Origin of the sequence: Thioalkalivibrio sp. ALJ4, from assembly GCF_000377225.1 — a bacterium.
GTDB lineage: Bacteria > Pseudomonadota > Gammaproteobacteria > Ectothiorhodospirales > Ectothiorhodospiraceae > Thioalkalivibrio.
In genome coordinates, this window is sequence record NZ_KB897918.1 from 171,255 (window position 1) to 187,133 (window position 15,879).

Annotated in this window: 13 protein-coding genes; 9 read left to right on the forward strand and 4 right to left on the reverse strand. The window is 66.7% G+C overall.

All coding sequences use genetic code 11. The features are described 5' to 3' along the window. Positions 1–31: 31 nt before the first annotated feature. Positions 32–373, reverse strand: coding sequence for a phenylpyruvate tautomerase MIF-related protein (locus C936_RS0107030; protein ID WP_018138584.1), 342 nt, complete (start codon positions 371–373; stop codon positions 32–34). A 229-nt stretch (positions 374–602) separates the two neighbouring features. Here C936_RS0107030 and C936_RS0107035 point away from each other — a divergent pair, with 229 nt between their 5' ends. The 5 genes from C936_RS0107035 to C936_RS0107055 all read left to right on the forward strand — a co-directional run bounded on the left by C936_RS0107035 (position 603) and on the right by C936_RS0107055 (position 9,594). Then, entirely contained in the window at positions 603–1,652 is a 1,050-nt protein-coding gene (locus C936_RS0107035) for an efflux RND transporter periplasmic adaptor subunit (RefSeq protein WP_018174611.1), read from the forward strand. Further along, the gene (locus C936_RS0107040; RefSeq protein WP_018138582.1) at positions 1,645–4,950 is read left to right on the forward strand and encodes an efflux RND transporter permease subunit; all 3,306 of its coding nucleotides are present in this window, start codon (positions 1,645–1,647) and stop codon (positions 4,948–4,950) included. The genes C936_RS0107035 and C936_RS0107040 overlap by 8 nt, the downstream gene beginning before the upstream one ends. Positions 4,951–5,195: 245 nt before the next feature. Further along, complete coding sequence (locus tag C936_RS0107045) at positions 5,196–5,414, forward strand: hypothetical protein (protein ID WP_012981920.1); 219 nt, start codon at positions 5,196–5,198, stop codon at positions 5,412–5,414. A 30-nt stretch (positions 5,415–5,444) separates the two neighbouring features. Then, positions 5,445–5,651, forward strand: coding sequence for a hypothetical protein (locus C936_RS0107050; protein ID WP_018138581.1), 207 nt, complete (start codon positions 5,445–5,447; stop codon positions 5,649–5,651). 163 nt (positions 5,652–5,814) lie between these two features. Next, positions 5,815–9,594, forward strand: a complete 3,780-nt coding sequence (locus tag C936_RS0107055; RefSeq protein ID WP_018138580.1) for a PAS domain-containing protein — start codon at positions 5,815–5,817, stop codon at positions 9,592–9,594. On the opposite strand, the gene C936_RS0107060 is transcribed toward C936_RS0107055, so the two are convergent. Genes C936_RS0107060 through C936_RS0107070 form a run of 3 tightly spaced genes read right to left on the reverse strand, consistent with a single transcriptional unit; the run spans position 9,585 to position 12,229 of the window. Continuing rightward, entirely contained in the window at positions 9,585–10,958 is a 1,374-nt protein-coding gene (locus C936_RS0107060) for a nucleoside recognition domain-containing protein (protein ID WP_018649055.1), read from the reverse strand. The two genes, C936_RS0107055 and C936_RS0107060, sit on opposite strands and share 10 nt — an antisense overlap. A 28-nt stretch (positions 10,959–10,986) precedes the next feature. Continuing rightward, a complete protein-coding gene (locus tag C936_RS0107065; RefSeq protein ID WP_018174612.1) occupies positions 10,987–11,841 on the reverse strand; it encodes an SDR family NAD(P)-dependent oxidoreductase in 855 nt (284 codons plus the stop codon). A 10-nt stretch (positions 11,842–11,851) separates the two neighbouring features. Continuing rightward, positions 11,852–12,229, reverse strand: coding sequence for a DsrE family protein (locus C936_RS0107070; RefSeq protein ID WP_018138577.1), 378 nt, complete (start codon positions 12,227–12,229; stop codon positions 11,852–11,854). 181 nt (positions 12,230–12,410) lie between these two features. Between C936_RS0107070 and C936_RS0107075 the strand changes: the two genes are divergently transcribed. The 4 genes from C936_RS0107075 to C936_RS0107090 all read left to right on the forward strand — a co-directional run bounded on the left by C936_RS0107075 (position 12,411) and on the right by C936_RS0107090 (position 15,879). Further along, on the forward strand, positions 12,411–12,689 hold the full coding sequence (locus tag C936_RS0107075; protein WP_018138576.1) for an FmdB family zinc ribbon protein: 279 nt from the start codon (positions 12,411–12,413) through the stop codon (positions 12,687–12,689). A gap of 3 nt (positions 12,690–12,692) precedes the next feature. Then, positions 12,693–13,343, forward strand: coding sequence for a DUF502 domain-containing protein (locus C936_RS0107080; RefSeq protein ID WP_018138575.1), 651 nt, complete (start codon positions 12,693–12,695; stop codon positions 13,341–13,343). Between the two features lie 100 nt (positions 13,344–13,443). After that, positions 13,444–15,228, forward strand: coding sequence for an aspartate--tRNA ligase (aspS, locus tag C936_RS0107085; RefSeq protein ID WP_018174613.1), 1,785 nt, complete (start codon positions 13,444–13,446; stop codon positions 15,226–15,228). A 21-nt stretch (positions 15,229–15,249) separates the two neighbouring features. Beyond that, entirely contained in the window at positions 15,250–15,879 is a 630-nt protein-coding gene (locus tag C936_RS0107090; RefSeq protein ID WP_018174614.1) for a triacylglycerol lipase, read from the forward strand.

Here is a 15,879-nt window from a genome sequence, read left to right on the forward strand (position 1 = left end):
GAGAAGTGACGGCCCACCGGGCCGCGATGATTCAGAACGTCGTGCTGTTGGTGCCCCAGAAGTGGCGCGGGGCGTCGGAGAATTCGATATAGACCCGGGCTGGGTCCAGGCCCAGCTCGGTTTGCAGGGCGTCGCAGAGTTTGCGTGACAGCTCGCGGGTCAGCCCCTCGGGCAGGTCGATGCTTTTCAACTCGCAGTAGGCGAGTGGGTCGGTGCTGCCGGCGAAGCACATCGCCGGGTTGTGCGTGCAGGTGACCATCACGTAGCCCTCGGGCTTGCCCAGCCAGTCGGCCACCTGTGCGGACAGGTGCTGGCACAGCCCCGAAGGGTCGTCGGGCAGGACGGTGTTGGTCTCGACTCGCAGCAGCGGCATCTCGGTTCCCCATCGGTTAGCTACGGCGCCACATGATACGGCCAGCGGACGGACCGTGCAGTCCGGGGTGCGTTGGCTGACGATATAGCTATACTCACCGCAAGGTATTTCCGGGCGTCGGCGTTGCCGTCGGCGCGCAATCGGCGTATAAATTAGAAAACGCTAATATATGTCGAACCCGCTTTATCCCGACCCAATGGGCTCGATAGCACGCAAGGAACCGAAGCCGATGACACTCAAGTGGATGCGCCCGGCCCTCTGGGGGCTGTTGTTGTTGCCATTTTCCGCCCAGGCGGACTTCCCGTTCGACACGGCGACCGCGGAGCGACAGACGCTCGCGCAGGAGCGCATCCTGGATGGCCGAGTCGAGGCCGTTCAGCGTTCCACGATCTCGGCGCAGACCTCCGGCCGGGTGCGCGAGATCTACGTCGACGTAGACGACTTCGTCGAGGCGGACGAGCTGCTGTTGCGCATTAGCGATTCCGAGCAGCAGGCGCGTGTGAGCCAGGCCGAGGGCGATCTGGCCGAGGCCCGTGCCCGCTTTGGCGAAGCACGCTCCGAGTTCAATCGCATCCAGGACGTATTTGATCGCGGCGTGGTATCGCGTTCGGAGTTCGAGCGCGCGGAGGCCGAGCTGGAATCGGCCCGGGCGCGTTTGCGCTCGGCCGAGGCCCGCGTCGAGGAGGCTCGCGAGCAGCTCGGTTACACCGAGGTGTTCGCGCCGTTTTCCGGAATCGTTACCGAGCGCCACGTGGAGTTCGGGGAGTCGGTCAGCCCCGGCTCGCCGCTGCTCTCGGGGATTAGTCTGGACCGTCTGCGCGTAGAGGTGGATATCCCTCAGCGGCTGATCCACGCGGTACGCGAGCGCCGCGAGGCCGAGGTGCTGCTGAATGACGACCGTCGCCTGGCGGCCGAGAGCCTGACCATCTTCCCCTATGCCGATCCAGCGAGCTCCACCTTCCGTATCCGCGTGAATCTGCCGGAGCAGGAGGACCTGGGTCTGTTCCCCGGCATGTTCGTGAAGACGGCGTTCTTCCTGGACGAGGTCGAGCGCCTGACCGTCCCGCGCGAGGCCGTCGTCTATCGCAGCGAGGTCACCGCTGTGTACGTGATCGACGACGAGGACCGGGTACGTTTCCGTCAGGTCCGTGTCGGGCGCACGCATGACGGATACATTGAGATCCTCGGTGGCCTGAGCGAGGGCGAGCGCGTGGCGCTGGACCCGGTGCACGCGGCGATCTACCTGAAGGAACATCAGCAGGTGGGCGCCGATGAGTGATGCCAGCACGGACGCGGCATCCGGCCGCATGGGGATCTCCGGGCGTATCGCCAAGGCTTTTCTGACCACCCAGATCACGCCGCTGCTGGCCCTGGTGGGGCTGCTGCTGGGGCTGTTCGCGATCCTCGTGACCCCACGCGAGGAAGAGCCGCAGATCAACGTGACCATGGCGGATGTGTTCATCCCGTTCCCCGGGGCGAGCGCCGAGGAGGTCGCGCAACTGGTGGCGACACCGGCCGAGCAGGTGCTCTCGGAGATCGAGGGCATCGACGACATCTATTCCACCTCGCGCCCGAACATGGCGCAGGTCACCATCCAGTTCGAGGTCGGCGAGGACCGCACCGCGGCGCTCGTGCGCCTGTACAACCAGGTGTTCTCCAACCAGGACTGGTTGCCCGAGGGCCTGGGGGTCGGCGAGCCGATCATCAAGCCGATGGGCATCGACGACGTGCCGATCGTCAACGTGACGCTGTGGACCGAGGACGGGGATCGCGGCGGTCATGACCTGCTGCGCGTGGCACATGCGCTGGAATCGGAACTCAAGCGCGTCCCCGGGACCCGTGATATCTATACCGTCGGTGGTCCGGATCATGTAGTGCACGTACGCTTCAAGCCGGAGACGCTGGCGGCCTACAACCTGTCGGTGGACGACCTGCGCGACAGCCTGCAGGCCTCGAATTTCTCGCGCGATGCCGGCCGGCTCTACCAGGACGACCAGGAGATCCTGATCCAGGCCGGCGATTTCATCACCGAACCAGAGGCCTTCGCTGGGCTGGTGGTCGGGATGCACGACGACCGCCCGGTCTACCTGTCCGATGTCGCCGAGGTGATACAGGGCCCGGCATATGCGACCGAGCATGTGCGCTTTGCCCATGGCGCGGCGGCCGGGGATCACGCGCGTGTCGGCGAGAGCCACCCGGCGGTCACCGTGGCGATCGCCAAGCAGCCGGGCACCAACGCCCCGGACATCGCCGATGCCCTGATCGAGCGGCTCGAGCAGCTGCGCGGGACGTACATCCCCGACGGCATCGAGACCACGATCACCCGCAACTATGGCGCGACCGCCGACGACAAGGCGAACACCCTGATCCAGAAGCTGATCCTCGCGACGGCCTCGGTGGTGATCCTGGTCTGGATCGCGCTCGGCTGGCGCGAGGCCTTCATCGTTGGCGTGGCGGTGGTGATCACGCTGGCGATCACGCTGTTCGCCTCCTGGGCCTACGGCTTCACGCTCAACCGCGTGTCGCTGTTCGCGCTGATCTTCTCCATCGGGATCCTCGTGGACGACGCGATAGTGGTGGTGGAGAACATCCACCGGCACATGGTCCAGGGCGGCAAGAAGTTCCTCGAGGCGATCCCCCATGCGGTCGACGAGGTGGGCGGGCCGACGATCCTCGCCACCTTCACCGTGATCGCGGCGCTGTTGCCGATGGCCTTCGTCACCGGTCTGATGGGGCCGTACATGAGCCCGATCCCGATCAACGCCTCGATGGGGATGATCATCTCGCTGGCCGTGGCTTATGTGGTCACGCCGTGGCTAACCTACAAGGTCTTGCGGCGCCAGGCCGAGCAGTATGAACACGCGGCCCCGGCCGCCGGCGGCCACGCCGCGCAGGGCGAGAGCGCCTCCGCCGGGCTAATGAAGATCTTCAACACCCTGCTGCTGCCGTTCCTGGGGACCGGTGGGCGCAAGAAGGCCAATCGTCTCGCGCTGTGGGTCGGCACGCTGGTGCTGATCCTGGGCTCCGTCTCGCTGGCGTACTTCCAGCTGGTGGTGATGAAGATGCTGCCCTTCGACGACAAGTCGGAGTTCCAAGTGGTGCTGGACATGCCGGAAGGGACCAGCCTGGAGCGCACCTCCATGGTGCTGTCCGAGATGGCCGACTACCTCAAGACCGTGCCCGAGGTCGACAACGTGCAGACCTATGCGGGTACGGCCGCACCGATCAACTTCAACGGCCTGGTGCGGCAGTACTACCTGCGCGAGGGTTCACATGTCGGGGACATCCAGGTGAACCTGACCCATGAGTCCGAGCGCTCGCGCAAGAGCCACGACATTGCTCTCGGCGTGCGCGAGGCAATCAACGCGATCGCCGACCGCCACGACGCGGCGGTGAAGGTGGTCGAGGTGCCGCCGGGGCCACCGGTGATGTCGCCGATCGTGGCCGAGATCTACGGCCCGGACTATGCGGGCCAGATCGAGGTCGCCAAAAAGGTGCGCGAGTTATTCGAGAACACCGAGGGCATCACCGACATCGACGACTCGGTGGAATACCCGGGGCCGAAGAAGATCCTGCAGGTGGACCGCGAGCGGGCTGCACGCCTGGGCGTGTCGCAGCAGGCGGTGGTCAAGGCGATCGAGACCGCGCTGTCCGGCGAGGACGTGACCTACCTCTACGGTTCCAACGTGAAGTACGCGGTCCCCGTGCGGCTCGAGTTCGAGCAGGCCGAGAAGGGCAGCCTGGACCCGGTGCTGGGGCTCAAGGTGCGCTCGCGCGACGGCGCCCTGGTGCCACTGTCCGAGGTCGTCAACGTGGTGGACTCGACCCTCGAGCACTCGATCCACCACAAGAACCTGCTGCCGGTGGTCTACGTGATGGGCGACCTGGCCGGCGGGCTGGACAGCCCGTTGTACGGCATGTTCGACATGTTCTTCGGCCTGCGCGACACGCCGATGGCCTACGACGAGCCGCTGGAACAGCTGTTCATCAACCAGCCGGACAATCCGTACAACTTCTCGCTGAAGTGGGATGGCGAGTGGCAGGTGACCTACGAGACCTTCCGCGACATGGGTATCGCCTACTCGGTGGGTCTGATCCTGATCTACCTGCTGGTGGTCGCGCAGTTCCGTTCGTACATGGTGCCGCTGATCATCATGGCGCCGATCCCGCTGACGGTGATCGGGGTGATGCCGGGCCATGCGTTCATGGATGCCTTCTTCATGGACGCCAAGTTCACCGCGACCTCGATGATCGGGATGATTGCGCTGGCCGGGATCATTGTGCGCAACTCGATCCTGCTGGTGGACTTCATCAACGACGAGATCCGCCGTGGCGTGGAGGTGATCGAGGCGGTGGTGCACGCGGGTGCGGTGCGCGCCAAGCCGATCATCCTGACCGGGCTGGCGGCGATGGTCGGCGCCGGGTTTATCCTCGACGACCCGATCTTCTCGGGCCTGGCGATCTCGCTGATCTTCGGCGTGTTCGTCTCGACCCTGCTGACGCTGGTGATCATCCCGGTGCTGTACTACCTGTACGTGCGCAACCGGGTCGATCTGATCCGCGCCCAGACGGCGTAGGCCGGCCCCTTCATTGCGAGGAGCGTAGCGACGAAGCAATTGCCACGGTGGACTCCGGGCCCCAGCGCGCTGCCAGCGTCAACCGATTGCCGCGACGCCTTCGGCTCCTCGCAATGACGCCGGCCGGGACGGGCGCTGTGTCTCGGCGCGTTGCTGCACGGCAATGCCCGAGCTCGGGTCCGGCGTTTTCGCTGCGGGCGCGCGAGCCGCTACAATCCCGGCTTTGACCGAACTGGAGTGACCCGATGGATGTCGAGATGGGAGAAGAGGGCCTGAACGTCCTCGGGATCAGCCGCGAGCAATGCGCGACGCTGGTCGAGGTGCTGAAGGCCAGCGAGGACCAGCGCTTCATGGACGATCCGGAGCTGCGCAAGCTGTTCAAGCTGCTGGCCGTGCTGCAGAGCGACCTGTGGGACGACATGACCGCCGGGCAGTTCGACTTCGCCCCCTACAAGAAGCAGTAATCGCCTGCCGCGCAGGCCCGGAGCCCCCCGATGCCCGAAAACGGATCCCGCCGTCCCTCGAACTTCGTAATCGGCAATATCTTCCTCGGCGCGGCCGCGCTGATGCTGTTCTTCTTCGTCACCCTGTGGGAGATCCTGGGCGTGGTGGCCCTGGTCCTGTGGATGGCGCTGGCGGCCATCGGGGTCTACTTCATCGTGAAGGACAAGGACATCAATCCCGGCGGCCCGCCCAATTAGGGAAACACTGATTTCAGTGTTTCCCAAGGGGAACCTGCTTCCCTGGGAAGGTGACCGCCATGCCCGTCCGTTTCGGTACGGGATGTGATTCGGCCGGTGGCTGTGCCCGGCGTCCGACCTCCCGTCAACCGGGTATGTGACCCGACCACCGAGGACAGCCGCCATGAACCTGCGTGAGCAGCACCCGACCGGCGCGCGCCTGCAGGCCGAGTTTTTGCAATCCCTTCCGGAACACGTCACCCGCCTGCGCGAACTTGCCCGGAACCTGGAGGAAGCCGCTTCGCCGGCCCAGGCACGCGACCTACTGGGGCAGCGGATCAGCGAGCTCCGGCACTCGGCCGAGGTGTTCGGGATTCCGGTGGTCGGGGCAGCGGTGGCAACCCTGGCCGACTCGCTCGATGCCTCCACCGGAGACTCGGATCTGGTCGATCGTGACCAATGGGACAACGCCCTGGACCGGCTCGCGGCGATTGCCGCCCAGCATGCGCGTGGCGACGCCCTCGCCATCGCCAGCCGGGTGCAGCCGTTGTCCGGCGCGCGTGCGGACGGGCGGGTGCTGGTCGTCGTGGATGATGACGCCCTGGCGCGCGATATCGTGCTGATGCTCCAGGACCACGGGTTCCGGACGGACCAGATCCCGGTCCGTGATTCGCAGGCCCCGCAGCCCCCCGACGACGACCCCTACACCGCGGTCGTCCTCTGCGCCGGTGTGGTGATGCCCGGCACCGTGATTACGAATGATTTTGCTGGGTGCCTGGCGCCGGGGCACGCGCGCCTTCCGGTGCTGGCGGTAGCGCGGGAATGGAATCCCGGTGCACGGCTGGATGCCGTGCGCCAGGGGGTGGCCCGCTGCCTGGATTATCCACTCGACGGGGATACCCTGATCGAGCAGTTGGTCCAGATCGGGGGTGTGATAACCGAGAGCGACTACCGGGTCCTGTTAATCGCCGGTGCCGAACAAGAAGGCGTGGAGCGCACGCTGCTCGATGCAGGCTATCGTGTGGAGCGGGCGGAAGAGCCGGACCGCCTGGTGGAGGTCATGGACGAGCTCGACCCCGAGGTGGCCATCCTTGATGTCGAATCCCTGGACTGCTCGGCGCTCGAGGTGGCCGCGGTTCTGCGGACCCGGCAGAGCGGGGGCTCGATTCCACTGGTGATCCTGACCGCGGATGCCTCGCGTACCAATGCCCTGATGACGCTTCATCCGGGCGTGTGCGGTGTACTCCTGAAGCCGCTGGAGGCCAGTCGGGTCCTCGCGGTGGTGACCAATCGGGCGCGCCAGTTGCGCGAGATGGACAGTGTCAGCCGTTCCTACCGCGAAACCCTCTACGAGCGCGAACGGGAGCATCTCGCCGTCAACGAGCATGCCCTCGTCAGCATTGCCGATGCCCGGGGCGACATCATTTATGCCAACAGGCGGTTCGCCGAGGTCAGCGGATACATGGTCGAAGAGCTGCTCGGGCAAAATCATCGAGTGGTGAAGTCCGGGCAGCATCCGCCGCACTTCTACACCCGCATGTGGGAGACCATCACGGCGGGCCAGGTCTGGCAGGACGAGATCTGCAATCGGGCACGTGACGGTTCGCTGTACTGGGTCGACACCACGATCGTGCCGTACCTGGATGCCGAAGGCGTGCCCTATCAGTTCGTGTCCATCCGCACGGAGATCACCACGGTCAAGCGCCAGGAACAGCGCCAACGCTCGAGCCAGATCTTCGCCAATATGGGCACTTGGGAATGGACGCCCGACCAGGAGCGCCTCGAATGGTCCGAGCGGATTCCACCGCTGCTGGGTTACCGCGACGGTGCGGTCGAACCGACGGTTACCAACTTCATGCACGCCGTGCATCCGGAGGATCGCGATCGGATGCGCAACGCCATCTCGAGCAGCCTGCGTCGGGGCGCGCACTTCGAACTGGAGCACCGGGTGCTGTGGCCCGACGGCTCCGAACACTGGCTGCTACAACGGGGCGACGCCGTTCGGGACGCCGATGGCAGCGTGCTGTACATGCTGGGCGTGATGCAGGACATCACCAAACGCAAGCACTCCGAGCTGGCGCTGTCGGAGCTGTCGACACGGTTGCTGGAGGCACAGCGACTGGCCCGGCTCGGTCACTGGGAATACGAAGTGCGCAGCGACCGACTGACCTGGTCGAAGGTGATTTACGAGATGTTCGAGATGATCGCCGGGAACGGCCATCTCGCCCGGGATGACTATCAACGCCTAGTGCATCCGGACGACCGCGAGCGGGTGCAGGCATTCGAGGCCGGTCTGGCCGACTCCGGACACGGCGAGATCACCCATCGCGTGCAGCTCCCGGACGGCATGGTCCGCTACGTTCATCAGATCGCTACGGCTACGTTCGACGACGGCGGTGAGGTGGTCCGCCTCTCGGGCACGCTCCAGGATCTGACCGAATTGCACGAGGCTCAGGATCGGCTGACCCTGTTCGGGCGAATCATCGAATCAGCCGAACAGGGCGTTGCGGTGGTGGACCGGGAAGGTTGTTTCGTGTACGTCAATCCGGCAGCGCTGGATCTGGTCGGTTATCGCCTGGATGAGATGGTCGGCCGCAGCTTCCGCGCAATGGGCATTATCCCCGAGGAGGCGCGCGAGGAGGCTCAGGAGATCGATCGGGTGCTGGCGGAGGGCGGGGTATGGACTGGGCTGTTGCCTCACCGCTGCGCCAACGGGGCCGTATTCGTCACCGCAAGCACCATCAGTGTTGTGCGCGACGAGCACGGTGATCCGCAGTATGGCTTCAATATCTTCAGTGATTACACCGATGAGTTGCGGCGGCGCGAAGAGCTCCGTCAGGCGCGTGATGCCTCAGAGCGTGCGAACCGGGCGAAGTCGGAATTCCTGTCCAGCATGAGTCACGAGCTGCGCACGCCAATGAATGCCGTGCTCGGCTTCGCCCAGTTGCTGGAGCGCGACCCCGGACTGGGCGAGCGCCAGCATTCGCATGCGACCGAGATCCGCCGCGCCGGCTCGCACCTGCTGGACCTGATCAACGAGGTCCTGGATCTGGCCCGGATCGAGGCCGGGCGGCTGAAGATCGACCTGCAGCCGGTCTTCGTGGCGCCGGTGGTCACCGACTGCCTGTCCCTGACCCGTGCCCTGGTCGATGAACATGCGGTGCACTGCGAGGCCGAAGTGGCTGATGATGTGCAGGTGCAGGCGGACCCCCTGCGCCTGAAGCAGGTCCTGCTGAACCTGGTGGGCAACGCGATCAAGTACAACCGCCGCGGCGGCGAAGTCCGTGTCGGTGTCACGCCGCAGCGGGATGTCGTCGAGATCGCGGTAAGCGATAGCGGACCCGGGATCGCGCTGGAGGATCAGGCGCGGCTGTTCGAACCCTTTGAGCGGCTGCATGCCGATGGCGGTCGCGTCGAGGGTGCGGGCGTCGGACTCGCGGTCTCGAACAGCCTGGTCAAAATGATGGGGGGCGAGCTTGCGGTGGAATCGGAGCCGGGTGTCGGCAGCCGCTTCTGGTTCCGGCTGCCGCGTGCCGGGGCGGAGCCCCACGTGATGGATGACTCAACCGTCGAGTCCGGCGTGGACAAGGACCCGCATGTCCTGTTGATCGAGGCCGACCCCGAACACCTCGCGAGGCTCCAGACCATGTTCGAGGGGCAGGTGGGGCTGCAGCCGTTGTGCGCGACCTCGGCGGTGGAGGGTCTGGACCTGGCGCTGCGCCATGTGCCGGCCCTGGTGGTGCTGGCACTGGACCTGCCGGTGATGGATGGCTTCCAGGTCCTGCGCGCGCTGCAGGCGGACCCCGCCCTGGCGCCAATCCCTGTAGTTGCGGTCGGGGGGGGCGAGGATTCAGAGAGGACTGAACGCGCCCGCCATGCACCCTTCCGGCGCGTGCTGACCCGGCCGGTGTCGGCGGACGATCTGGCCGCGTTGCTGGACGATCTCGCGATCTGTCAGAGGTAGAGGAAGCCGACGATCGCGACCGCCGCGATCACGGCCACCGCATCGGCGCTCAGCGCCGCGGCCAGGGTGTGGCGTACGCGCTTGACGCCGATCGCGCCGAAGTACACGGCGAGCACGTAGAAGGTCGTCTCGGTCGAGCCCTGCAGGGTGGAGACCAGGATGCCGACATGGGTGTCCGGGCCGGTGGCCGGGTCCTGCATGATGCCGGCCATGATGCCGTAGGCGCCGGAGCCGGACAGCGGACGCAGCAGGGCCATCGGCAGGGCCTCGGCCGGCAGGCCGAACGGGGTCGTCAGTGGCCCGACCAGCCCGACGAACATGCCCAGCGCACCACTCTCGCGCAGCATCCCCACCGCGACCAGGATCGCCACCAGATAGGGGATGATGCGCAGGGCCACGTTGAAGCCCTCCTTGGCCCCCTCGACGAAGACCTCGTAGACCGGCACCCCGCGGATCACCCCGTAGGACAGGAACCCCACCACCAGCCCGGGGATGATCCAGGGGGCGATTGCCTGGCCGTACACGATCGTCAGCGGGATGATCGCCAGCACCCCCAGCAGGACCAGGATCGAGACCCAGGCCGGGTAGCCCTCGGTGGGGACCTCGATGTTCATCGGCTGCTGATCGGGCTGGGCGCTGTCCTGCTCGCGATTCTCGGCCTTCGCCGGTTCGGTGCTGTCCTGGCTCGCTTCCCGGATCGTGTCTTCCAGTTCGTCGGAGCCGGCGGAGGCATCCGCGTCGATCGAGCGGGTGGGGGCCGGGCTGCGGAAATAGCGCTGCAGGATCAGGGCACTGGTGATGCCGGCGATGGTCGCGAACAGCGTGGCGAACAGCGTGGTCGGCAGGATCGCCGCCGGGGCCTCGGAGCCGAGCGAGGCACGCAGCGCGATCACCCCGGTGGGCAGCAGCGTAATGCTGGAGGTGTTGATTGCCAGGAACAGCGCCATCGCATTGGTCGCGGTGCCCGGGTGCGGATTCAGCTTCTCCAGCTCCTGCATCGCGCGGATGCCGAACGGGGTCGCGGCGTTGCCCAGCCCCAGGATGTTGGCGGAGAAGTTCAGGATCATCGCGCCCATCGCCGGGTGCTCCGGCGGGACCGACGGAAACAGGCGGGTCATCAGCGGGCGCAGCAGGCGGGCGAGCACGGTCAGCAGGCCGCCGGCCTCGGCGATCTTCATCAGCCCGAGGAACAGCGCCATTACCCCGACCAGCCCCAGCGCCAGTTCGACCGCCGAGCCGGTGGCATCGATCGCGCCCTCGGACAGGGCCTGCATCGGCTGTTCGTCGGGGTCGGTGGACTGGAACTCGCGGATCGCGGCCGTAGCCACGGCGATCACGATCAGCGCGAGAAAGATCAGATTCATGCGGCGCCCGCCCCTGGCCGCGCGCGCATCAGCGGTTCTCCCCGCGCGATACCCCGCGCAGCACGGCGTCCATCGCGCGCGCCGGCAGCAGCCACTTCAGGAAGGCGAACAACTTGGTCGGGAAGGTGATGCGGTAGCGCACCCGCGGGCGGCGGGCCTCCAGGGCATGCATCACGCAGCGGGTGACGGCCTCCGGGCCGAGGGTGAACGGGGCATCGGACTCGGCATTGGCCATGCGCGCCTCGGCCGCGCGGTAGGTCTCGGCCCAAGGGCTGTGCTCGCGGTGGATGTGGCGGCGGAAGGCCTTCAGGGCGTTGGCGCGGAAGGCACTGCGGATCGGGCCGGGCTCGACCAGGCTCACATGGATGCCCGTGCCGTGCAGCTCCTGGCGCAGGGTGTCGCTCATGCCCTCGATCGCGAACTTGGACGTCACATAGGCCCCGCGCAGGCGCAGGGCGGCAAAGCCCAGCACCGAGGAGTTCTGGATGATCCGTCCCTCCCCGGCACGGCGCATCGCGGGCAGTACCGCATTGGTCAGCTCCAGCCAGCCGAGTACGTTGGTCTCGAGCTGGGCGCGCAGGGTGGCGCGCGAGAGGTCCTCCACCGCGCCGGGCTGGCCATAGGCGCCGTTGTTGAACAGGCCGTAGAGATGCCCGTCGGTGCGGTGCAGGATCTCGGTGACCGCGCTGTGGATGCTGGCGGAGTCGTCCAGATCCAGCTGCAGGGCCTCGAAGCCCTCCTTCTTCAGGCGCGCAACATCCTCGCCGCGACGGGCGGTCGGGAACACGCGGTAGCCGCGCTCGCCCAGCGCACGGGCGGCGTGCAGTCCGATCCCGCTGGAGCAGCCGGTAATCAGGACGGCACGGGGCCGGGATTCGCTCACCGGGCCCGGCTCAGTAGGTCAGGGTGGCCACGTCGTCCTCGACCACCTCGCCGATAAAGGCGCCCCCGCCGCGCATGCCGTCCAGTTCGGGGATCGCGTTGTCCAGGGTCAGGCCGTTTTCGTCCATTGCGCCGGCGCAGGCGTAGAAGCGGCAGCCGGCCTCGTGGGCATCCTGCATGAAGCTGTAGACCGATTTCTCCTTCGCCTCGCCGGGGTAGATCTTGTCCGCCACGCCCTGGCGCAACAGGCGCGTGGTGCCGGCGGCGAAGTACATCTCGACTTCCAGATCCATCGCGGCGGCGACGGTCGCCTGGAAGAACGGGGCCCCCAGCGTGCCGGGGCGGTCCAGGTCCAGGTTCAGCAGCATGATCACGATCTTTTCGGCCATGACGGGTCCTTGCGGGCAGTACGTTCGGGTATGGGGCGAATGATCGGCGCTGCGGCCTCGCGGCGCAAACACGGATTGCCACCGGGGAAAGCCTTTTATTCCCGGGAAACGCCCGCATAATACGCCTCGAACCGTTTTGTTGCGGCCGTTGTCGCGGACGCGAAGCCTGAGGAATACACGCATGCCCATTTACGAGTATCAGTGCAAGGACTGTGGCGAGATTTCCGAGATCCTGCAGAAGATCTCCGATCCGCCGGCCACCACCTGTCCCGAATGTGGCGCCGAGGCCCTGACCAAGCAGGTCTCCGCTGCCGGCTTTCGCCTGGCGGGGGGCGGCTGGTACGAGACTGACTTCAAGAAAGACGGCAAGCGCAATCTGAAGGATGGCGGTGGTGCTGGCAGCGGTTCCGGCAAGGGCGATTCCACGGCGACCTCGAAAGCGGCAGCGACCGGAACCTGATCGATGCTGGTCTCCCTGCGCCGCTACCTGATTGCAGGGCTGCTGGTCTGGCTGCCGCTGATCGTCACCGGCTTCGTTATCAAGCTGCTGGTCGATCTGCTGGACTTCACCATTCTCCTCCTGCCGCCGGCCTGGCGGCCGGAGGCCTTGCTTGGCTTTTCGATCCCCGGTGCCGGGATCGTGGTCGCGATCGTGGTTGTGTTCGTCACCGGCGTGATCGTGGCCAATATTGTCGGGCGCAAGCTGGTCTCGGTGGGCGAATCCATCGTGCACCGCATCCCGCTGGTCAGCTCGATCTACGGGGCGGTGAAGAAGGTCACCGAGACGGTGCTGACCGATGGTGGCCAGGCCTTTCGCAAGGTCGTGATGATCGAGTACCCGCGTCGCGGGCTGTGGTCGGTCGGTTTCATGACCGGCGTTGGTTACGGCGAGGTGCAGGAGCGTACCGAGCGCGAGGTGATTACCGTGTTCGTCCCCACCACCCCCAACCCGACCTCCGGCTTTGTGCTGCTGGTTCCGCGCGACGAGGCGGTCGAGCTCGACATGACGGTGGAGGACGGGCTCAAGTTCGTGATGTCCATGGGCGTGGTCACGCCGCTGTCGAGCCCGTCCGAGGCCCCGGCTCCGGTTGCGCGAGAGCAGGGCAAATCGTAAGATTTCCGGCCTTTTCGCGGGCGCAGGCGCGACGTTTGCCCCGTTTTCCCGACTAACCGTGCAGGCCCTTTCGGGCGTGCCCTTCGGCTGGAACAGCGTAATGCGAACTCATCTGTGTGGACGTGTCACCGAGAACGAACTCGACTCGGAGGTGACCCTTTGCGGCTGGGTGAATCGCCGGCGTGACCACGGGGGCGTGATATTCGTCGACCTGCGCGACCACACGGGGCGGGTGCAGGTGGTGTTCGACCCCGACCGCGAGGACGTCTTCGCCCGCGCCGAGCAGCTGCGTAGCGAGTTCGTGATCCGCATGACCGGCCGCGTGCGCCGCCGCCCCGAGGGCACCGAGAACCCCGACCTGTCCACCGGCGCGGTGGAGATCCTGGGTCTGGAGCTCGAGGTCCTGAACGCCGCGAAGACCCCGCCGTTCCCGCTGGACGACGAGGACGTCGGCGAGGACACCCGCCTGCGCTATCGCTACGTGGACCTGCGCCGCCCGGTTATGCAGGAGCGCCTGCGCCTGCGTGCGAAGGTCTCCGCGGCCATGCGCCGCTTCCTCGAGGAGCGCGACTTCCTCGACCTCGAAACCCCGATGCTGACCAAGGCCACGCCGGAGGGCGCACGCGACTACCTGGTGCCCAGCCGTACGCATCCGGGCAGCTTCTTTGCCCTGCCGCAGTCGCCGCAGCTGTTCAAGCAGCTGCTGATGATGTCCGGCATGGACCGCTACTACCAGATCACCCGCTGCTTCCGCGACGAGGACCTGCGCGCCGATCGCCAGCCGGAGTTCACCCAGCTGGATATGGAGATGGCCTTTGTCGACGAGGCCGACGTGATGGACGTGACCGAGGGCCTGATCCGCCACCTGTTCCGCGAGGTGCAGGGTGTCGAGTTGCCCGATCCGTTCCCGCGCATGGCCTACGCCGAGGCGATGGCCCGCTTCGGGTCGGACAAGCCCGATCTGCGCATCCCGCTGGAGTTCACCGAGCTGACCGAGGTGATGCAGGCGGTGGAGTTCAAGGTGTTCAACGGCCCGGCGAACGACCCCGAGGGCCGCGTGGCCGCGCTGCGCGTGCCGGGCGGGGCGAAACTGACGCGCAAGGAGATTGACGTCTACACCGAGTACGTCGGTCGCTACGGCGCGAAGGGCCTGGCCTACATCAAGGTCAACGACCCGGCGGACCTCGCGGGCGGGCTGCAGTCGCCGATCCTGAAATTCCTGCCGGAGGATGTGACCCGCCAGATCCTGGAGAAGACCGCGGCCGCCGCCGGCGACCTGATCTTCTTCGGTGCGGACAAGGCCTCGGTGGTCAACGAGGCGATCGGCGCGCTGCGTGTGAAGCTCGGCCACGACCTCGAGCTGGTCGAGGCGGGCTGGCAGCCGCTGTGGGTGGTCGACTTCCCGATGTTCGAGTACGACGACGAGGACAAGCGCCTGTACGCCCTGCATCACCCGTTCACCGCCCCGGCGGTGGACAGCCCGGACGCGCTGCGCAATAACCCGCGCGAGGCCCTGTCCCGTGCCTACGACATGGTGCTCAACGGCACCGAGGTGGGCGGTGGCTCCATCCGTATCCACAACCCCGAGATGCAGCAGGCCGCGTTTGAGGCCCTGGGCATCGGCGAGGACGAGGCGCGCGAGAAGTTCGGCTTCCTGCTGGATGCGCTGGAGTTCGGTGCCCCGCCGCACGGCGGCCTGGCCTTTGGCCTGGACCGCTTGGTGATGCTGATGAGCGGCGCCCACTCCATTCGCGACGTAATGGCCTTCCCCAAGACCCAGACGGCCGCCTGCCTGCTGACCGACGCCCCGGCGCCGGTCGGCGAGAAGCAGCTGCGCGAGCTGGGCATCCGTCTGCGCGCCAGCGCCACACAACAGGCCGGGTAGGCAACGGGCCGGTCGTTCACCATGGCCGGCATGCGCGCCAGCGTTGTTACGGTCCATGGCTGGCATATGCCGGGCCTGGAGCTGGCGCTGCTGGAACGCCGGCTGCGTGCGGCCGGGCTGGAGGTCCATCGCTTCCACTATGCCTCGCGCCGCCAGACCCCGGAACAGGCGGCGCGCGCCCTGGCCGCCTTCATTGAGGCAGTGCCCGGCGACCTGGTGCACCTTGTGGCCCACAGCCTCGGCGGCATCATCGTCCGCCATCTGTTCACCGTGGCCCCGGTCCAGCGCCCCGGTCGGATCGTGATGCTGGGCTCGCCGCTGGCGGGCAGCCGGGTGGCCGCGCGTCTGGCGCGCAACCGGCTCGGCCGCTGGTGGTTGGGGGCCGCGCTGGACCGCGGTCTGCTGGGGGGCAGCCCTGTCTTGCGCGGACGCGAAATCGGGATGATCGCCGGCAGCCGCCCACTGGGTCCGGCACCGCTGTTCGCGCAGATGCCGCCCCCGCATGATGGCTTCGTCGCCGTCGACGAGACACGCGGCCCGGATGTCACGCGCCACCTGACACTGCCGATCTCGCATACGGGGATGCTGTTCGATGCCACGGTGGCCCGCGAGACCCTGCACTTCCTCGATCGCGGCGACTTCCTTCCCTGA

What these genes read in the sequence shown, in the direction of transcription:
- C936_RS0107030 (WP_018138584.1), bottom strand. Translation starts at nt 373, where the DNA reads ATGCCGCTGCTGCGAGTCGAGACCAACACCGTCCTGCCCGACGACCCT.
- C936_RS0107035 (WP_018174611.1), top strand. Translation starts at nt 603, where the DNA reads ATGACACTCAAGTGGATGCGCCCGGCCCTCTGGGGGCTGTTGTTGTTG.
- C936_RS0107040 (WP_018138582.1), top strand. Translation starts at nt 1,645, where the DNA reads ATGAGTGATGCCAGCACGGACGCGGCATCCGGCCGCATGGGGATCTCC.
- C936_RS0107045 (WP_012981920.1), top strand. Translation starts at nt 5,196, where the DNA reads ATGGATGTCGAGATGGGAGAAGAGGGCCTGAACGTCCTCGGGATCAGC.
- C936_RS0107050 (WP_018138581.1), top strand. Translation starts at nt 5,445, where the DNA reads ATGCCCGAAAACGGATCCCGCCGTCCCTCGAACTTCGTAATCGGCAAT.
- C936_RS0107055 (WP_018138580.1), top strand. Translation starts at nt 5,815, where the DNA reads ATGAACCTGCGTGAGCAGCACCCGACCGGCGCGCGCCTGCAGGCCGAG.
- C936_RS0107060 (WP_018649055.1), bottom strand. Translation starts at nt 10,958, where the DNA reads ATGAATCTGATCTTTCTCGCGCTGATCGTGATCGCCGTGGCTACGGCC.
- C936_RS0107070 (WP_018138577.1), bottom strand. Translation starts at nt 12,229, where the DNA reads ATGGCCGAAAAGATCGTGATCATGCTGCTGAACCTGGACCTGGACCGC.
- C936_RS0107075 (WP_018138576.1), top strand. Translation starts at nt 12,411, where the DNA reads ATGCCCATTTACGAGTATCAGTGCAAGGACTGTGGCGAGATTTCCGAG.
- C936_RS0107080 (WP_018138575.1), top strand. Translation starts at nt 12,693, where the DNA reads ATGCTGGTCTCCCTGCGCCGCTACCTGATTGCAGGGCTGCTGGTCTGG.
- aspS (WP_018174613.1), top strand. Translation starts at nt 13,444, where the DNA reads ATGCGAACTCATCTGTGTGGACGTGTCACCGAGAACGAACTCGACTCG.
- C936_RS0107090 (WP_018174614.1), top strand. Translation starts at nt 15,250, where the DNA reads ATGGCCGGCATGCGCGCCAGCGTTGTTACGGTCCATGGCTGGCATATG.